This window comes from Nitratireductor alexandrii (assembly GCF_004000215.1).
GTDB classification, from domain to species: domain Bacteria; phylum Pseudomonadota; class Alphaproteobacteria; order Rhizobiales; family Rhizobiaceae; genus Mangrovimarina; species Mangrovimarina alexandrii.
In genome coordinates this window covers 1-16,578 of sequence record NZ_RBVY01000014.1, presented here as the reverse complement: position 1 = coordinate 16,578, position 16,578 = coordinate 1, and the positions used below count along the sequence as shown (strand labels likewise).

Genomic DNA, 16,578 nt, shown 5'->3' with positions numbered 1-16,578 from the left:
CCTCAGACGAACGAGCCGTTTGCGATGAGCGTGTCGAGCTTGCCGCGCTCCTCGAGCGCGTAAAGCTCGTCGCAGCCGCCGACATGAACCGCGCCGACGAAGATCTGCGGAAAGGTCGCGCGTCCCGAACGCGTCATCATCTCATTGCGCAGTTCCGGCGAAAAACTCGCATCGTGCTCGACATAGGCGACGCCCTTCTTGTCCAGAAGCCGTTTCGCCGCCGTACAGTATCCGCACATGGCGCGGGTATAGATCGTCACATCAACCATGACCAATTCCGGTTTTCCGCCCCCTATATAGGGGCAGCCGCATCGTCCCGGAAGTCCTGCGACAAAACCCGCGCGAATGTGAGCACATCGACCGCGTCCGCCCCGGCCCGCACCAGCGCGCGGGCGACCGCGCTGACCGTGGCCCCGGTGGTGTAGACATCGTCGACGACCAGCACCCGCCGGCCCTTGACCATGGCCCGCCGCGCCGCCGGCACCGCGAACGCGCCCCTGACGTTGGAGTGGCGTTCGGCGAGTCCGAGGCCGACCTGCTGGCGCGTGCTGCGCGCGCGCAGCACGAGTTCCGGCTCGAAGGCGATCCCCGCCCGAACGGCGATGGCGCGCCCGAGTTCGGCCGCCTGGTTGAACCGCCTGAGGAGGAAACGCCGCCGATGCAGCGGAACCGGCACGATCATGTCGGCGTCGCCGAGAAGCTCGGCCCCGGCGCGCGCCATCCATCGCGCCATCCAGGGCGCCAGGTCGGTTCGGTCGCGGAATTTCAGCCCCTGCACCAGCCGGCGCGCCACGCCGTCATAGGCAACGGCCGCACGCGCACGCGAAAACGGCGGCGGTTCCGCGATCGCCGCCAGACAAACCGCCTTGTCGCCCATCTCGCAGCCAAACGGGATGCCCAGCACCTCGCAATAGGGACGCTCGATCAGGGCCAGTTCGCGCCAGCATTCGCCACACAGCGTACCGGGCTCCACCACCAGCTTGCGGCAGCCCGCGCATGTCGGCGGAAAGGCGAGCGTGCCGATCAGCGCGGCGCCGCCACGCACCGCACGCTTGATCTCGTCGAGCCGATGGTTCACCACGCTGGTCCCATGACCGGCAAATTACCAGAACCAGGCGGCATCAGCCATTCCTTCGACCGGCGAGGATTGATGTCACAGGCGGGCCTCGATGGAAAACATCCTTGACCTCGAGCTGGCGATCGCGCGCAAGAAGCGGCTTCTGGCCGGAGGGCGGCCGATCGCGACCTTCTTGATGGAACGCACCGCCGACGAGCTCGGCGAGCGTCTGGCGACGGTGGAGCGGCGCTTTGCCGACTGCGCCGCCATCCACTGCCTGACACCGCACGCCGCGCTGGCCATGCGCGCCTCGGGCCGCGCCGGCAATGTGAGCCGTATCGAGCCCGATCCGGTGTTTCTGGAAGGCGGCGCCGGCTTCGTCTCCGACGGCGAGCACCTGCCGCTCAAGCCCGAAAGCCTGGATCTCGCCGTGTCCCTGCTCGCGCTGCACGAGGTCAACGATCTGCCTGGCGCGCTGATCCAGATCCGCCGCGCCCTGCGCCCGGACGGCCTGTTTCTGGCCGCCTTCGCCGGCGCCGGCACGCTGGAGGAACTGCGCCACTGCCTGCTGGTGGCCGAGACCGAAATCACCGGCGGCGCCAGCCCCCGGGTCCTGCCCTTCGCCGACGTCCGCGCGGCGGGCGCCTTGCTGCAGCGGGCCGGCTTCGCCCTGCCGGTCGCCGATATCGAAACCATCACCGTGCGTTATGCCGACATGTTCGCGCTGCTGCGCGACCTGCGGCAGATGGGTGCCACCAACACGCTGTTCGGGCGGCTGAAACGGCCGACCGGCAAGCAGGTGTTCCTGCGCGCGGCCGACCTCTATGCCGAGCGCTTTGCCGATCCGGACGGACGGCTGCGCGCCACCTTTTCGTTGATCTGGCTGTCGGGCTGGGCACCGGACGCCTCGCAGCCGAAACCGGCCAGGCCGGGGTCGGCGACGATGTCGCTCGCCCAGGCGCTGAAGGACCAGGACGGGAAATAGAAGCCGGCGCGCCCTTCCGCCGCAAGCCCGATCTCCAGGCGCCCGAACCGTTTCTTAAAGGTTGTCCTTTATGCAGCGGAGGACGGAAAACGGAGAGTAAAGCGTGCGATTTTCCGCCGCCACAACTGCGGAACGGCTTTTGCCGGAGCGCCTGGCGCTCCGCGCGCGCCCGCTGCTGGGCCTCGTGGACTCCGTTCTTTCGGGCGCCGACGGGCGTGGCGAAGCCGGGCGCATGTCGCTGATCGCCTTCTTCATCCGCATCGTCAACGCCGTCATCGCCTTTGTCAGCCAGGTCCTGCTGGCGCGCTGGATGGGCAGTTTCGAATACGGGATCTTCGTCCTCGTCTGGGTCACGATGGTGATCGTCGGCAATCTCTCCTGCCTCGGCTTCCACACCTCGGTGATCCGTTTCATTCCCGAATATCGCGAAAAGGGACGTCTTGCCGAATTGCGCGGCATCCTCTTGGCCAGCCGGCTTTTCGTCCTGATCGCCTCCACGATCGTCGCCGCGATCGGCGCGATCGGCATCTGGCTGTTCGCCCCCTCGCTCGAATCCTACTACATCGTCCCCTTCTATCTCGGCATCGTCTGCCTGCCGATGATCTCGCTGTCCGACGCGCTCCAGGGCGTGTCGCGCGCCAATGCCTGGGCGATCTCCGCGCTTTCGCCGACCTATCTGATCCGGCCCGTGCTGATCCTGGCCTTCATGGGCGGCTCGCTCCTGGCCGGGTTCCAGCCCTCTGCAATCACCGCGATCATCGCGGCGATCATGGCCACCTACACCACCACCATCATCCAGCTCGTCTCGGTGACCGGACGGGTCGACCGACACATGGAGCCTGGTCCGCGCAAATTCCTGCTGCGCGAGTGGGTCCTGGTTTCGATGCCGATCTTCCTGGTCGAGAGCTTCTTCTTCCTGCTCACCAATGCCGACGTGCTGATGGTCGGCCGTTTCATGCCGCCGGACCAGGTCGCCGTCTATTTCGCGACGGTAAAGACCCTGGCGCTGGTGCATTTCGTCTATTTCGCCGTCAAGGCCGGCGTGGCCCAGCGTTACGCCAGCATCACCCATGCAGGCGACACCGAACTGCTGAGCGCCTTTGCGCGCGAGACCGCCTCGTGGACCTTCTGGCCGTCGCTGGCGATGGCGCTCGCCGTCCTCCTGCTCGGCAAGCCGATGCTGTCGCTGTTCGGGCCCGAATTCGTCGCCGGCTATCCGCTTTTGTTCGTGCTCGTCGGCGGCGTCGTGGCGCGCGCGGCGGTCGGTCCGGCCGAAAGCCTGCTCACCATGACCGGCAACCAGAATGTGTGCGCCCTGGTCTACGCCCTGGCGCTGTCGCTCAACATCGCGCTCAATTTCATGCTCATCCCCGAATTCGGGCTGTGGGGCGCGGCGATCGCGACGGCGATCGCGATGGCGTTCGAGGCGCTCGCCCTGTCCTTCACCGTATGGCGCCGCCTCGGCATCGTCATGCTGGTGTTTCTGCCGTCATCGCACGAAGCGCGAGGTTGATATGGCCGCCATTCCCCTGATCGAGGAAACCAGCGCCAGCGCGTCGAGCCCGCTGATCGCCAACCTTGCCGGCGTCAGCGGCGAAGCGCAGCAGCAGCTCGAGATCGAGACCCAGGGGCCCGGCGCGGCACCGCGCCGCCTGGCGATCTATCCGGCCTCGGCCGGTTTCGATCTCGTCGAGGAGCTGGACTTTCTGTGCGTGCGCACGGTCGAGCCCAATATTTTCTTCAATCCGCGCTTCCTGGCGCCGGCCATGCCCAGGCTGGAAGACCGCGAGGTGCGGCTGGCCGTCATTCGCGACGGCGACAGGGACAAGAACCGGCTACGCCTGCTGGTGCCCTTTTCCGTGGAGAAACCCGCGGTCCCGTTGAGCGTGCCGGTGATGCGCACCTGGTCGAGCCCGTTCGGCCCGCTCGGCACGCCGCTGGTCGATCGGGACGACCCCGTCGGGGTGCTCGAGGACTTTTTCTCGATGCTGGGCCGCAAGCACCTGAACCTGCCCAGGGTGCTGATCCTGCCCGATCTGCGCATGGACGGTCCGGTCGCCCGGCTGATCCGCACCGCCGCCATGGGGCTCGACCTGCCGGTGGTGACCACGTCGCGCAGCATGCGCCCCTTCCTCGACAGCGATCTCGATGCCGAGACCTATCTGCGCACAGCGCTCAAACCGCATCATTTCCGCGAATTCCGCCGCCTGAAACGCCGGCTCGCCGAAACCGGCGACCTCGTCTACTCGGTGGCGCGCCAGCCCGACGAGATCCGCAACGCGCTCGAGACCTTTCTGGCGCTGGAGGCTTCGGGCTGGAAGGGCCGCGAGCGCACCGCAATGGTGATCGACCGCTATCGCGCCGCCTTCGCGCGCGAGGCGATAAACCGGCTCGCGCAGCGCGACCTGTGCCGGATTCACACGCTCAGCCTCGACGGCACCGCGATCGCCAGCCTGATCGTGTTCGTCGAGGCCGGCCAGGCCTATACGTGGAAGACGGCCTATGACGAAAACCACGCCGCCTTTTCTCCCGGCACGCTGCTGATGATCGAGGTCACGCGCCAGCATCTGGACGATCCCAATATCGAGGCGACCGATTCCTGTGCCGTGCCCGACCACCCGATCATGAGCCGCCTGTGGAGCGAACGGCGCGAAATGGGCACCATGGTCGTCGGCCTTGCGCCCGACACCGACCGCCTTGTGCGCCAGGCCGCCGGACAGATCCATTTGAACCGCGAGACCCGCAATCTGGCGCGCATCCTGCGCCGGCGCATCAAAGGACTGATCGGCAGGCGCTGAGCGCCCCTGGCGCGGGTCAGCCCGGATCGGATCGGGCCTCGCGGCGGGCGCGATCGCGAAAAATGCGCCGGATCACCTTGCCGGTGGTCGTCAGCGGCATCGAATCGACAAATTCGACCTCGCGCGGATATTCGTGCGCGGAAAGCCGTTCGCGCACCCACAGGCTGATCTCGGATTTGAGCGCCTCGGAAGGCACGTGCCCGTCCTTCAGCACCACGTAGGCCTTGACGATTTCGGTCCTGATCGGGTCCGGCTTGCCGACCGCCGCCGCCAGCGCCACCGCGGGATGGCCGGTCAGGCAGTCCTCGATCTCGCCCGGGCCGATCCGATAGCCGGCCGAGGTGATGACGTCGTCGTCGCGGCCGAAGAAGTGAACGTAGCCGTCCGCGTCGGCGATTCCCTGGTCGCCGGTCAGCATCCAGTCGCCGACGAATTTCTGCGCGGTCGCCTTCGGGTTCTGCCAATATTCCAGAAACATCACCGGGTCCGGACGCCGCACCGCGATCTGGCCTGCCTCGCCCACCGGACGGGCATGGCCGTCATCGTCGACGATGGCGACCCGGTGACCGGGCACCGGCTTGCCGATCGCCCCGGCGCGGCTGACGCCGAGTGCCGCACAGGACGACAGCACCAGATTGCATTCCGTCTGGCCGTAGAACTCGTTGATCGTCAGGCCGAGCGCGCCGCGCGCCCAGTCATAGGTTTCCCGTCCGAGCGCCTCGCCGCCCGAACCGACCGTACGCAGGCTGAGCGCGAACCGCTCGCGCACGCCGGACACCGTCTTCATCATCCTGAGCGCGGTCGGCGGAATGAAGGCGTTGCGCACCTGTCGGCGCGCCATCAGCGCGAACGCCGCCTCGGGATCGAATTTTTCCGCGCGCGACGACACGACCGGCACACCGAGCAGCAGCCCCGGCAGGAGCACGTTGAGCAGGCCGCCGGCCCACGCCCAGTCGGCCGGCGTCCACAGCCGGTCGCCGGGTTGGGGCAGGAATTCGTGCGGCATCTGCACGCCCGGCACATGGCCGAGCAGCACCCGGTGGCCATGCAGCGCGCCCTTGGGCGGGCCGGTGGTGCCGGAAGTGAAGATCATCATCGCCGGATCGTCGGGGCCGGTCTCCTCGGCCTCGAAACGCGTCGATCCGCCCGCCACCAGGGTGGCGAAGGACCGGGCTCCTTCGCCGGCTTCGCCGGTCACGATCACGGTGTGCAGCGACGGCAGGCGCGCGCGCAGCGGCGCCAGCTTGGCCAGGCCGGCATGGTTGGTCACCACCGCCGACACCCCGGCCGTCTGCAGTCGGTACTCCAGCGCCTCGACGCCAAAAAGCAGCGCCAGCGGCACGGCGATGGCCCCGAGCTTGTAGATCGCGACATGGCTGATCGCGGTCTCGAAACTTTGCGGCAGGAGCAGCGCCACCCGGTCGCCGCGGGAAACGCCGAGCGCGCGCATGGCGTTGGCGAGCGCGTTCGAGCGCTCCGCGAGCCCGCGATAGCTCATCGTCGCCGCTTCGCCGCCGATGTCGTCGATCAGCGCGATCCGGTCCGGCGCCTGCGCCGCCCACGCATCGGCGACCGCCACGCCGATATTGAACCGGGCCGGGATGGACCAGCCGAACCCGGCGTAAAGCCGGTCGTACCCTTCGCCGCGTTCAAGCATCGTCCTCGGCATGCCCCGTTCGACATCGCAACACCCGCCCCGCAACGGAGCGGGACGGTCGGTTTTCGCAAACCTTCTCGACCCGGGGCAAGTTTAAAACGGCCAGCCGGTGGGGCATTACCGGCTGACCGTGCGGTTTTTTCCGCCAGCGCCGCACACTGGACGGTCAACGAGCGAAAAACACCGCAACCATCGTCGCCAGACCGCCCGCCACGCTGGCGACGGCTTCATGCGTCAACAGATCTGGCGACCGTCCTTGTAGATTTTGTAGCTGTATTTCTTCGAGCTGGCCGTGTTGTAGAGATTGCTTGAGCTTGAACAACCGTAGAATTTGACCGGCGGACTGCACTGGCGGCGGAAATTATAGATTACCGTGCAGCTTCCGATCATGACGTCATTGCCAGCCATATCTCCCTTCCACTGGCCGTTCTGAAAAAACGACACTTTGTAGGAAGCCGCCTGGGCAACCGTGAGGCCGGAAAAAAGAGCCGTCACGGCCAACAGAAACATCTTGGATTTCATGCTCTTCCTCCATTGTGAGGAATCGCATCTTAAGTTCTTCAAGAAAACGGTAAATTAGTACGGATGTGCTAACGCCTGTCGAGGATCGTTGCGAAACGCCGAAGGCTGTCGGGCAGCTTCGTTCGCCGATGCAAAATGGTGCCCCTGGCCGGGATCGAACCAGCACTCCTTGCGGAACGCGATTTTGAGTCGCGCGCGTCTACCAATTCCGCCACAGGGGCCCTCAGGCCGGCCGACCGAGGGTCGGACGGCTGCGGACTATACGGCCGAGGCCCCGTCCGTCAACTGCCCCGTGCCGGAAACCTTGTTTTCAAAAGGTGACGCCGACGGCGCGCAAACCGCTTCCATTTGCCGATGAAGGGCTCTAGAGCCTTTGCGGGTTGGATCGAACCATTCTGGCTCACAGGATTTTTCCATGCTTCGCCGCCTCTACGACTGGACCATGTCGCTGGCCGCCACGCGCGACGCCGAAAAGGCGCTTGCCGGCGTTTCCTTCATCGAAAGCTCGGTGTTTCCGATCCCGCCGGACGTTTTGCTGATACCGATGGTGCTTGCCGAACGCGCGAAATGGCTGCGCTACGCCGCGCTGTGCACGGTGGCCTCGGTGGCCGGCGCCTTGCTTGGCTACCTGATCGGGGCGTTCGTGTTCGAACTTCTCGGACAGCCGATCCTGGCCTTCTACGGCGCCGAGGATTCCTTTGCCAAGGTCCAGGGCTGGTATGACCGCTGGGGCGGCTGGGGGGTGCTGTTTGCCGCCGTCACGCCGTTCCCCTACAAGGTGCTGACGATCTTTTCCGGCTTCACCGGGCTGAATCTCGTGACCTTCCTGGTCGTGTCGATCATCGGACGCGGCCTGCGTTTCACTCTCGTCGCCTGGCTGCTCTACCGTTTCGGCGAACCGATCCGCACCTTCATCGAACGCAATCTCGGCCTTCTTTTCACCCTTTTCATGGTGCTCCTGATCGGCGGTTTCGTCGCCGTGAAATATGTCTTCTGATCCCATGGCCCGCACAAACACCAACGGCTCCGGCGCGCTTGCCGCCACGGCGTTTTTTCTGTTCGCCGCGATGGCTGCCGTCGTCGGCGGTGCGCTCGGCTTCGAGCATCTGGGCGGTTACATTCCCTGCAAGCTGTGCCTGGAACAGCGCATGCCCTACTATATCGGCGTGCCGTTGATGGCCGGCGCCGGCGCCGCCGCGCTGATGCGCGCGCCTGGCTGGATCGTAAGGCTGCTGATCGCGGCCGGCGGTCTCCTGATGCTCTACGGGCTCTATCTCGCCATCTACCATTCCGGCGTCGAATGGGGCTGGTGGGCCGGCCCGGCCGATTGCGGCGTGGTCGCCGCCCCGCCCTCGAGCGAAGGCGGCATTCTCGACGCAATCAACACCGTTATCCCGCCCTCCTGCGACAAGGCCGCGCTCCGGGTGCTGGGCCTGTCCTTCGCGGGATGGAACGCGATCGCCAGCCTGGCGCTCGCCATTGTCGCGCTGCGCGCCGCGGCAAGGGGCACAAGCCGCCAAGCGTGATTGGCCGGCCGGCCTGCGTCTTGCCGCCCGGGCAATGGCGTGCTTGCATCACCCGGGCGAAATCCTATATCGGCCTTCGAAGCGAGGACGACCTCCCCCATCCGGGATTTATGTTCGGGACGGCCCGAAACACGAAATGGGGGCATGATGCGCACCACCGGGGACCGTATTCGTCACGCGATCAGCTTCGAGATTGTCGGTCTGATCATCGTCACGCCGCTTGGCGGCTGGTTTTTTAGCTTACCGATCCACGACATCGGCATCGTCGCGCTTGTCAGCGCCACGATCGCCACCTTGTGGAACTACGCCTACAATCTCTTGTTCGACCACGCGATGCTGCGCCTCGCGGGCGATGTTCGCAAATCGCCGGCGATACGGGTCGTGCATGCGGTATTTTTCGAGATCGGGCTTCTTTTGGTGCTGCTGCCGTTCATTGCCTGGTATCTCGGTGTCGGCGTGCTGCAGGCCTTGATGATGGACGTCTCGTTCGCCCTTTTCTACATGGTCTACGCGTTCGTCTTCAACTGGGTGTATGATCTGGTGTTTCCGCTGCCGGCCGCCACGCCTGCTCCGCAAGAAACGGGCGCACGGCGCTGAGACCGCCGGCGACGACACTGCGGCTGCAAACCTACGGTTCCAACTCGACGTCCCAATAGAGATAGTCCATCCAGCTTTCGTGCAGATGGTTGGGCGGAAACAGGCGACCGTTATTGTGCAGATCGTGGACCGTCGGCTGAAAAGGGGTCTGGGTCGGCCACATGCGCGCCTGGGCCGGCATCATGCCGCCTTTCTTCAGGTTGCAGGGCGAGCATGCCGCGACCACGTTTTCCCAGGTCGTGGCCCCGCCGCAACGGCGCGGCACGACATGATCGAAGGTCAGGTCCTCGCGCGCGCCGCAATATTGGCACTGGAAACGATCGCGCAGGAAGACGTTGAACCGGGTAAAGGCGGGATGGCGCGACGGCTTCACATAGGCCTTCAGGCAAACCACGCTGGGCACCCGCATCGAGAACGACGGCGATGACACGGCATGGTCGTACTCGGCGACGATGTTGACCCGGTCGAGGAACACCGCCTTGATAGCGTCCTGCCACGACCACAGCGACAGGGGAAAGTAGCTGAGCGGGCGGTAGTCGGCGTTGAGCACCAGGGCCGGCAGACTGTCCGGCGACACCGAAATCGTCACGTCCGTCGTCTCCTTTCCTGAGGACCTGAACGGCGCGGATAATCTAAGCGACACATGTCAGGAATGTGAAGCGGCTATATGCGGCAACTGTTGCCGGAATGCCGCGCAAAGCCCCTAACGTGCCGTTGTCGCGGGTTTGACGGCCGCCGGCAGCGCGTCGCGCCCCTTCATTTCTCGATAATAGGCCCAAAACAGGCGTGCCGCGACACCGCGCCAGGGACGCCATGATTCGGCGATTTCGGCCAGGGCCCGCGCGCTCGGCCGCGGATCGATCGCCAAAGCGTGCCCGACGGCACTTTGCAGCGCCACGTCGCCGGACGGAAAGACATCGGGATGGCCCGACGCGAACAGCAGATAGACCTCGGCCGTCCACGGGCCGATGCCGTGCAGCGCCGTCATCCGCGCGATCGCCTGTTCGGCGTCGAGCCGGCAAGCCGCGTCGAGATCGAACCCGTTTTCCGCGAACGCGCCGGCAACGGCGCGCAGCGTTTTCTGCTTCGGCCGGGACAGGCCCGCCTGGCGAAAAAGATCGTCGCCCGCCGCCGCCAGGGCCTGCGGCGTCATCGGCTGCACGAGGCCGGCAAGACGTGCGAAGATCGCGTCGGCGCTGGCGCGCGAGACCTGTTGCGACACGATGATCGACACCAGGCTTTCAAAGCCCGGCTCGACCCGGCGCAGCGGCACCTCCCCGGCAACGGCCCGCACCCCCCGCAAGCGCGGATCGCGCGCGCACAGTGCCTCCAGGCCCATCTCGACGTCGTCCAGAACGTTGATGCGGCGCACGGCTTTTCCTTCCGCCAAAGCCGGAGCCCGCCGACGACCCGCATTGGCCACGGGTCCGGCTTCAAGGCCTTTGCGGCTCGATTGACCCTTGCGGCGCGCGGAAAACGCCCGTCGCGCCCATTCCGGTTTGTCGTGCGATAGTCTAGCAATCGCCCTCATGTCCGTCCAACCGCCGCCGATAGGTTCATGACAGGTCCCGTCTTCCGCTTCGCGCCGAGCCCGAATGGCGCGCTGCATCTGGGCCACGCCTATTCGGCGCTGCTCAACGCCGATCTGTGCGCGGCGGCCGGCGGACGCATGCTGTTGCGCATGGAAGACATCGACACCGAACGCTGCCGGCCCGAATACGAGGCCGCTATCCTGGCGGATCTGGCCTGGCTCGGCCTGTCATGGGAAGAGCCGGTGCGCCGGCAATCGGACCATTTTTGCGACTATCGCGACGCGCTCGACCGGCTGATCGACGCGGAACTGGTCTATCCCGCCTTCATGAGCCGGGGCGAGGTCCGCGCCTTCATCGCCGAGACCGAAACCGGGCACGAACCCTGGCCGCGCGATCCCGACGGCGCGCCCCTCTATCCGCCGGGCGACAGGTCGCTGTCGTCGAAAGAGCGGGCAAGGCGCATGGCCAACGGACAGGCCTTTTCCTGGCGCCTCGACATGCAGGCCGCGCTGGACCGGGTTGCCGGGCCGCTCGAATGGAGCGAGGCCGGCGGCGGACCGGCCGGCGAAACCGGGCGCGTGCGCGCCGAGCCGGGCGCCTGGGGCGATGTCGTGCTGGCGCGCCGGGACAGTCCGGCAAGCTACAATCTGTGCGTGGTCGTCGACGACGCCATCCAGGGCGTCGGCCATGTCGTGCGCGGGCGCGACCTGTTTTACGCGACCGCCGTGCACCGCCTGTTGCAGGACCTGCTCGGCCTGCCCGTCCCGGCCTATCTGCATCACGACCTCGTCCTCGACGCCGACGGGCGCAAACTGTCGAAAAGCCGGGGCGACACGGCCTTGGGGGCGCTGCGCGCCGGTGGCGCGCGGCCCGGCGATATCAGGCGGATGGTCGGCTTGCCGCGCGCGGCCGGCGCTTCCGCGCTCAGATCCGGCGAATGACGCCCTTGACCAGGAGAAGAAACAGCAGGATGACAAAGGCTCCGCCCAATCCGGCAAAGGCCGCGTCCTGCACCTGGCGCAGGCTGACGCCGTAGGCATTGACCACATAGATCGACGCGAAGAAGCCGCCGGTCAGGACCGCCATCGTGCCGAACGGGCCGAAACCGTCGCGGCCGATGATGGCGTTGAGCGCCAGCGCGAAAATGAAGGACAGGATGCACACCGTGCCAACGGCCATGAACAGCCAGCCGAAACTGAGATTCCAGATCATCTTTTGATCTCCGTATCCGCGCACCGCCACACTGGATCGGTGGAAAGCGGCGTCTGGAGCCTAGTCGAAATTGCTTTCCAATTGCTTAGGCTCGGGTTCTTGACGCGACGCCCGCGATCAGATCAAGCCGGACGGATCCCCGACCGGCTTCGCCGACAAGGACAAACAAGACCATGCCCATGTCACGCCTCGCGCCCGCCCTGTTCGTCGTCCTGTGGGCGACCGGTTTCATCGGCGCGCGTTACGCCATGCCCTGGTCGGAGCCGTTCGGCTTCCTGGCGGTGCGCTCGGCGATCACCTTCCTGCTTCTGGCCGCCATGCTGCCGCTGCTCGGGGTCGCCCGGCTGCGCGCCGGGGCCCAGGCCTGGCATTCCATGGTCGCCGGCATGCTCATGCACGGCATCTATCTCGGCGGGGTGTTCTGGGCCATCCGCAACGGCCTGCCGGCGGGGTTGACGGCCCTGATCGTCGGCCTCCAGCCGCTGATCACCGCCATCATGGCCGGCGTTTTCCTGGGAGAACGGATCATGCCCCGCCACTGGCTCGGGCTCGCCATCGGCTTTGCCGGCGTGGCGATCGTGCTCGCCCCCAAGCTCGGCTCGATCGGCGGCGGCGTCACGCCGGTCAATCTCGCGGCCGCGTTCCTCGCCGTCATCGGCATGGCCGCGGGCACGGTCTGGCAAAAGCGCTTCGTCACCGATCTCGATCTGGCCACCGGCGCGCTCTACCAATATCTCGGCGCCACCCTGTTGACGGCCCTGGTCGCGTTTGCCTTCGAAACCGGGACCTTCGTCGTCACCGGCGAGTTGATCTTCGCCTTCGCCTGGCTGGTGCTGGTGTTGTCGATCGGCGCGATCTTCCTGCTGATGTATCTGTTGCGCCAGGGCGAGGTGTCGAAAGTGGCGTCGCTGTTCTACCTGGTTCCGGCGGTCACCGCCCTGTTGGCCTGGGCGCTGTTCGGCGAGGAACTCTCCCCGGTGCAGATCGCGGGCATGGCTATCGCGGCCGCCGGCGTCGGGCTGGCGACCGCTCAGCCGCGAATGCGCGCCCGGGCCTCGCGATAGCGTCGGATGGCGGCGTTGAACTCGCCGCCCAGGATGAAGATCACCGACACGATGTAAAGGAAGATCACCGCGATCATGATCGAGGCAAGCCCGGCATAGGTCGACACATAGGTCGAAAACCGCTCCAGATAGGCCGCAAACAGCGTCGACCCGATCAGCCAGCCGATCAGGGTGAGCACGATGCCCGGGATCACGTCCTGGAAACGCCGCTTGCTGGCCGGCAGCCAGAAATGCACCGCCACCAGGCCGACGACGATCACCGACGAGGCGATGACGTAGCGCCACAGCGTGATGGTGCCCATATAGGGGCCGATCCAGGAAAATTGCCGCTCGGCGATGCGCGCGGCCAGCGGCGCCAGCACCAGGAGCACGCTGATCGCCAGGAAGCCCATCGTCGCGATCAGCACGAAGGCGAAGCTCTGCAGCCGCCGGTAGATGAACGAGCGCGTCTCCGTCACGCGATAGGCCCGGTTGAGCGAAACGCGCAGCGCCTCGATGCCGTTGGAGGCAAACAGCGCCGCCGCGATCACGCTGACGGTCAGGAAATCGCCGCGCTGGACGGTCAAGACGTTGAAGACTTCGCGCGCGATCGGTTCGGCGATCTCCTGCGGCCAGGTATCGAAGACCAGGTGGACCGCCGTCTCGGCAAACGCGCTCGCGCCCAGAAAGCTCGCCAGCGCGGTGGCGAAGATCAGGAAGGGAAACAGCGCCATCAGCGCCGACAGCGCGAGATGGCTGGCCATCGACCAGCCGTCATCGGCGTCGAAATGGCCAACGGCGTCGTTCAGGATGCGTCGCGCGGCGACGATTCTGCGCATAAATCCTTCCCACGATTGTTTCCCGCCCCCGAATATGTGAAGCCTCCGGCGCTATTGGCAAGCCGTGTTTGTCGCCGCAAGAGGATTTGGGCCGGATGGAGGACGCACGCACGATCGTCGTGACCGGAGCCTCGAGCGGCATCGGCGCCCATTGCGCGCACGCCCTTTCCGGGCGCGGATGGCGGGTTTTCGCGACCGCGCGCAAGCCGGCCGACATCGCCGCGCTCGAGGCCGCCGGCATCGAGAGTTTTTACCTCGATTACCGACAGCCCGACTCGATCGCCGCCCTGGCCGACGCCGTACTCGGCAGGACGGGCGGGCGCATCGACGCCCTGTTCAACAACGGCGCCTACGCCCAGCCCGGCGCCGTCGAGGACCTCCCCGTCGCGGCGCTGCGCGAGCAGTTCGAGGCCAATTTCTTCGGCTGGCACGATCTCACGCGCCGTCTGGTGCCGGCGATGCGTCGGCAGGGCCGGGGCCGGATCGTCCATTGCTCGTCGATCCTCGGCCTGGTTCCCGCATCCTATCGCGGCGCCTATGTCGCGTCGAAATACGCGCTCGAGGGGCTGATGCTGTGCCTGCGCGCCGAATTGGCCGGCTCCGGCATCCACGTCGCGCTGATCGAGCCCGGCCCGATCCGCTCGCGCTTCGCCAGCACCGCGCTGGGCTGGTTCGAGAAGACCGTGATCGTGGAAAATTCGCCGCACCGCGACGCCTACCGCGCCCAGCTCGCCCGCATGCGCGCCGGTGGCACCCAGTCCCGGTTCAAGCTGGGGCCCGAGGCGGTGATGGCCGTCTTGGCGCACGCGCTCGACAGCCCGCGCCCGAAACCGCATTATCCCGTCACCCTGCCGGCCAGGACGGGGCTGCTGTTGAAGCGGCTCCTGCCCGCCTCCTTGTTCTACCGCGTCGTGGCGCGCCAATCCTAGGCGCGCCACGGCCGCACCGCCTTTTTCGGAGAAACGCCCATGTCTTCCGTCTTCAACGTCCTGGCCATCGTCTTCATGGTCGCGGTCGCCTTCGTGCTCGTGCGCGGGCTGATCAACATGATGCGCGGCGGGTCGGGCAGCACCTCCAACAAGCTGATGCAGGCGCGGGTTATCCTGCAGTTCATAGCGCTCGTGTTCATCGTGCTGGCGCTTTATTTCAGCCGCGGCTGAGCCCGGCGCCGATCACGAAACCCCGTTGTCCGACGACAAGGAAAGGGCGCAACGAACATGGTCAAGCTCAACAAGATCTACACCCGCACCGGCGACGACGGCACCACCGGCCTGGTAAGCGGGGCGCGCCGACCGAAATCCGACCCGCGCATCGAGGCCTTCGGCGCGGTCGACGAGGCCAATGCCTGCGTCGGCCTCGCCCGGCTCCATACCGCGCGCGATCACGCCGAAATCGACGCCATGCTGGCCCGCGTGCAGAACGATCTGTTCGATCTCGGCGCCGATCTGGCGACCCCCGACACCGGCGCCAAGGTCGAATTCGAGCCGCTGCGCATCGTCGCCTCCCAGGTGACGCGTCTCGAAGGCGAGATCGACGAGCTCAACGCCGCGCTTGCGCCGTTGCGCTCCTTCATCCTGCCCGGCGGCGCGCCGGCGGCCGCGTATCTGCACCTGGCCCGCACCGTCACCCGGCGCGCCGAGCGGTTGATGGTGGCGCTGTCGTCGATGCCGGACGAAACCGTCGGCCCGCAGGCGCTGCGCTACATCAACCGGTTGTCCGATTTTCTGTTCGTGGCCGCCCGCGCGGTCAATGACAACGGCGCGACCGACGTGTTATGGGTGCCGGGGGCAAATCGTTGACGGTGGGGGGCCGGCGATGTTCATTCCGCTGCACGACGCCAACAGCCTGAAACATATCAAGCTTCAATATGTCACGATCGCGCTGATCGCGATAAACGTGCTGGTCTATTTCCTCACCGCCCTGTCCGACACCACCATGCACGCGGCCGCCTACGGCCTGGGTTATGTGCCGGCGGTGGTCAACGATGTCGCCGAATTGCCGCCGCAACTGGTGCTGGTGCCGGAGGACCTGACCTATCTCACCTACGCCTTCCTGCACGGCAATATCTTCCATCTCGGCGGCAACATGCTGTTCTTGTGGGTGTTCGGCGACAATGTCGAGGACGCGCTCGGCCATTGGCGTTTCCTGATCTTCTATCTCGCCTGCGCCGTCGCCGGCGCCTGGCTGCACGGCGCGATCGCGCCGTCCTCCGAAGCGCCGCTGATCGGCGCGTCGGGCGCGGTCGCAGGCATCGTCGCCGCCTATCTGATCCTGCATCCGCGCGTCAAATTGTGGGTGCTGGCCTTCGGCCGCATCCCGCTGCGCATTCCTGCCTTCATCCCGCTCATCCTGTGGGTGCTGTTCCAGTTCGCCATGCTGGTGATCGGCGGCGATTCCCAGGTCTCGTGGGGCGCCCATGTCGGCGGCATCGTCGCCGGTGCCGGGCTGGTGCTGATCATGCGCCGCCGCGGCGTCCCGCTGTTCGACCGCGCGATCGTAACCCCAGAAGCCGTCAAGACCGCCGAAACCACGGCACCCGATGGCCCCGCCGTCACCGACAAGCCGCGCTGGGGCCGGCAATAGCGGGCTCGTCTCGCGATAATATTGACGTGAACGTCAATCGCCACTAGACCCCATGGCGGCCGGTCGCCGCGCGATCCCATCCCGGACCACGCCGGTTTTTCGGGATGCATGTCGGCATCGGACTAGCCGAAACGGCCGCGCAAATGGTAAAGGCCGCGAAATCCGATCCATCAGAAAGGTTTTGAGCGCATGAAAGTCCTCGTCCCGGTCAAGCGTGTGATCGACGC

At 66.2% G+C, this 16,578-nt stretch carries 20 protein-coding genes and 1 tRNA gene; 12 read left to right on the top strand and 9 right to left on the bottom strand.

Going from position 1 to position 16,578, the window contains the following annotated elements; all coding sequences use genetic code 11:
- Positions 1-2: 2 nt before the first annotated feature.
- Both grxC and EP380_RS22160 read right to left on the bottom strand, forming a co-directional pair.
- Positions 3-269 carry a glutaredoxin 3 gene (gene grxC / locus EP380_RS22165; RefSeq protein ID WP_127600967.1) on the bottom strand — a complete coding sequence of 89 codons (267 nt, stop codon included), beginning with the start codon at positions 267-269 and terminating at the stop codon, positions 3-5.
- A 23-nt stretch (positions 270-292) separates the two neighbouring features.
- Positions 293-1,078: a ComF family protein gene (locus EP380_RS22160; RefSeq protein WP_420845893.1), complete on the bottom strand. Its 786-nt coding sequence runs from the start codon at positions 1,076-1,078 to the stop codon at positions 293-295.
- Between the two features lie 91 nt (positions 1,079-1,169).
- On the opposite strand from EP380_RS22160, the gene EP380_RS22155 reads away from it, so the two are divergent.
- From EP380_RS22155 to EP380_RS22145, 3 genes are all read left to right on the top strand, one after another.
- Positions 1,170-2,042, top strand: a complete 873-nt coding sequence (locus tag EP380_RS22155) for a methyltransferase domain-containing protein (protein ID WP_127600963.1) — start codon at positions 1,170-1,172, stop codon at positions 2,040-2,042.
- A 103-nt stretch (positions 2,043-2,145) separates the two neighbouring features.
- Positions 2,146-3,555 carry a lipopolysaccharide biosynthesis protein gene (locus tag EP380_RS22150; RefSeq protein WP_106573472.1) on the top strand — a complete coding sequence of 470 codons (1,410 nt, stop codon included), beginning with the start codon at positions 2,146-2,148 and terminating at the stop codon, positions 3,553-3,555.
- 1 nt (position 3,556) lies between these two features.
- Positions 3,557-4,840 (top strand): GNAT family N-acetyltransferase, encoded by a 1,284-nt coding sequence (locus EP380_RS22145; protein WP_127600961.1) that lies wholly within the window; start codon positions 3,557-3,559, stop codon positions 4,838-4,840.
- A gap of 16 nt (positions 4,841-4,856) precedes the next feature.
- Here the strand turns inward: EP380_RS22145 and EP380_RS22140 are convergent, their stop codons facing one another.
- The 3 genes from EP380_RS22140 to EP380_RS22130 form a co-directional block, all read right to left on the bottom strand.
- Positions 4,857-6,497, bottom strand: coding sequence for an AMP-binding protein (locus EP380_RS22140; RefSeq protein WP_127600986.1), 1,641 nt, complete (start codon positions 6,495-6,497; stop codon positions 4,857-4,859).
- Positions 6,498-6,731: 234 nt separating this feature from the next.
- Complete coding sequence (locus EP380_RS22135; protein WP_127600959.1) at positions 6,732-7,019, bottom strand: hypothetical protein; 288 nt, start codon at positions 7,017-7,019, stop codon at positions 6,732-6,734.
- Positions 7,020-7,155: 136 nt separating this feature from the next.
- Positions 7,156-7,240: transfer RNA gene (locus EP380_RS22130), tRNA-Leu, on the bottom strand.
- A gap of 194 nt (positions 7,241-7,434) precedes the next feature.
- Here EP380_RS22130 and EP380_RS22125 point away from each other — a divergent pair.
- From EP380_RS22125 to EP380_RS22115, 3 genes are all read left to right on the top strand, one after another.
- Positions 7,435-8,016: a YqaA family protein gene (locus tag EP380_RS22125; protein WP_106573468.1), complete on the top strand. Its 582-nt coding sequence runs from the start codon at positions 7,435-7,437 to the stop codon at positions 8,014-8,016.
- Positions 8,017-8,020: 4 nt separating this feature from the next.
- A complete protein-coding gene (locus EP380_RS22120) occupies positions 8,021-8,545 on the top strand; it encodes a disulfide bond formation protein B (protein WP_106573467.1) in 525 nt (174 codons plus the stop codon).
- A 147-nt stretch (positions 8,546-8,692) separates the two neighbouring features.
- Entirely contained in the window at positions 8,693-9,142 is a 450-nt protein-coding gene (locus EP380_RS22115) for a PACE efflux transporter (protein WP_127600984.1), read from the top strand.
- Between the two features lie 31 nt (positions 9,143-9,173).
- Here EP380_RS22115 and EP380_RS22110 read toward each other — a convergent pair whose 3' ends face one another.
- Complete coding sequence (locus tag EP380_RS22110; protein WP_106573466.1) at positions 9,174-9,731, bottom strand: HNH endonuclease; 558 nt, start codon at positions 9,729-9,731, stop codon at positions 9,174-9,176.
- A 114-nt stretch (positions 9,732-9,845) separates the two neighbouring features.
- On the bottom strand, positions 9,846-10,481 hold the full coding sequence (locus EP380_RS22105) for a DNA-3-methyladenine glycosylase family protein (RefSeq protein ID WP_238720002.1): 636 nt from the start codon (positions 10,479-10,481) through the stop codon (positions 9,846-9,848).
- 219 nt (positions 10,482-10,700) lie between these two features.
- Between EP380_RS22105 and gluQRS the strand changes: the two genes are divergently transcribed.
- Positions 10,701-11,615 carry a tRNA glutamyl-Q(34) synthetase GluQRS gene (gluQRS, locus tag EP380_RS22100; protein WP_127600955.1) on the top strand — a complete coding sequence of 305 codons (915 nt, stop codon included), beginning with the start codon at positions 10,701-10,703 and terminating at the stop codon, positions 11,613-11,615.
- Here gluQRS and EP380_RS22095 read toward each other — a convergent pair.
- Positions 11,599-11,886, bottom strand: a complete 288-nt coding sequence (locus tag EP380_RS22095) for a hypothetical protein (RefSeq protein WP_127600954.1) — start codon at positions 11,884-11,886, stop codon at positions 11,599-11,601. The genes gluQRS and EP380_RS22095 overlap by 17 nt on opposite strands.
- A gap of 173 nt (positions 11,887-12,059) precedes the next feature.
- On the opposite strand from EP380_RS22095, the gene EP380_RS22090 reads away from it, so the two are divergent.
- The gene (locus EP380_RS22090) at positions 12,060-12,950 is read left to right on the top strand and encodes a DMT family transporter (protein WP_127600952.1); all 891 of its coding nucleotides are present in this window, start codon (positions 12,060-12,062) and stop codon (positions 12,948-12,950) included.
- Here the strand turns inward: EP380_RS22090 and EP380_RS22085 are convergent.
- Positions 12,917-13,768 (bottom strand): YihY/virulence factor BrkB family protein, encoded by an 852-nt coding sequence (locus EP380_RS22085; protein WP_106573461.1) that lies wholly within the window; start codon positions 13,766-13,768, stop codon positions 12,917-12,919. The genes EP380_RS22090 and EP380_RS22085 overlap by 34 nt on opposite strands.
- Positions 13,769-13,863: 95 nt before the next feature.
- Between EP380_RS22085 and EP380_RS22080 the strand changes: the two genes are divergently transcribed.
- Genes EP380_RS22080 through EP380_RS22065 form a run of 4 tightly spaced genes read left to right on the top strand, consistent with a single transcriptional unit; the run spans position 13,864 to position 16,351 of the window.
- Complete coding sequence (locus EP380_RS22080; RefSeq protein WP_127600950.1) at positions 13,864-14,697, top strand: SDR family oxidoreductase; 834 nt, start codon at positions 13,864-13,866, stop codon at positions 14,695-14,697.
- A 39-nt stretch (positions 14,698-14,736) separates the two neighbouring features.
- Positions 14,737-14,928, top strand: coding sequence for a twin transmembrane helix small protein (locus EP380_RS22075; RefSeq protein WP_106573459.1), 192 nt, complete (start codon positions 14,737-14,739; stop codon positions 14,926-14,928).
- Between the two features lie 57 nt (positions 14,929-14,985).
- Entirely contained in the window at positions 14,986-15,567 is a 582-nt protein-coding gene (locus EP380_RS22070) for a cob(I)yrinic acid a,c-diamide adenosyltransferase (RefSeq protein WP_127600948.1), read from the top strand.
- Positions 15,568-15,583: 16 nt separating this feature from the next.
- Entirely contained in the window at positions 15,584-16,351 is a 768-nt protein-coding gene (locus EP380_RS22065; protein WP_127600946.1) for a rhomboid family intramembrane serine protease, read from the top strand.
- Positions 16,352-16,578: the final 227 nt, after the last annotated feature.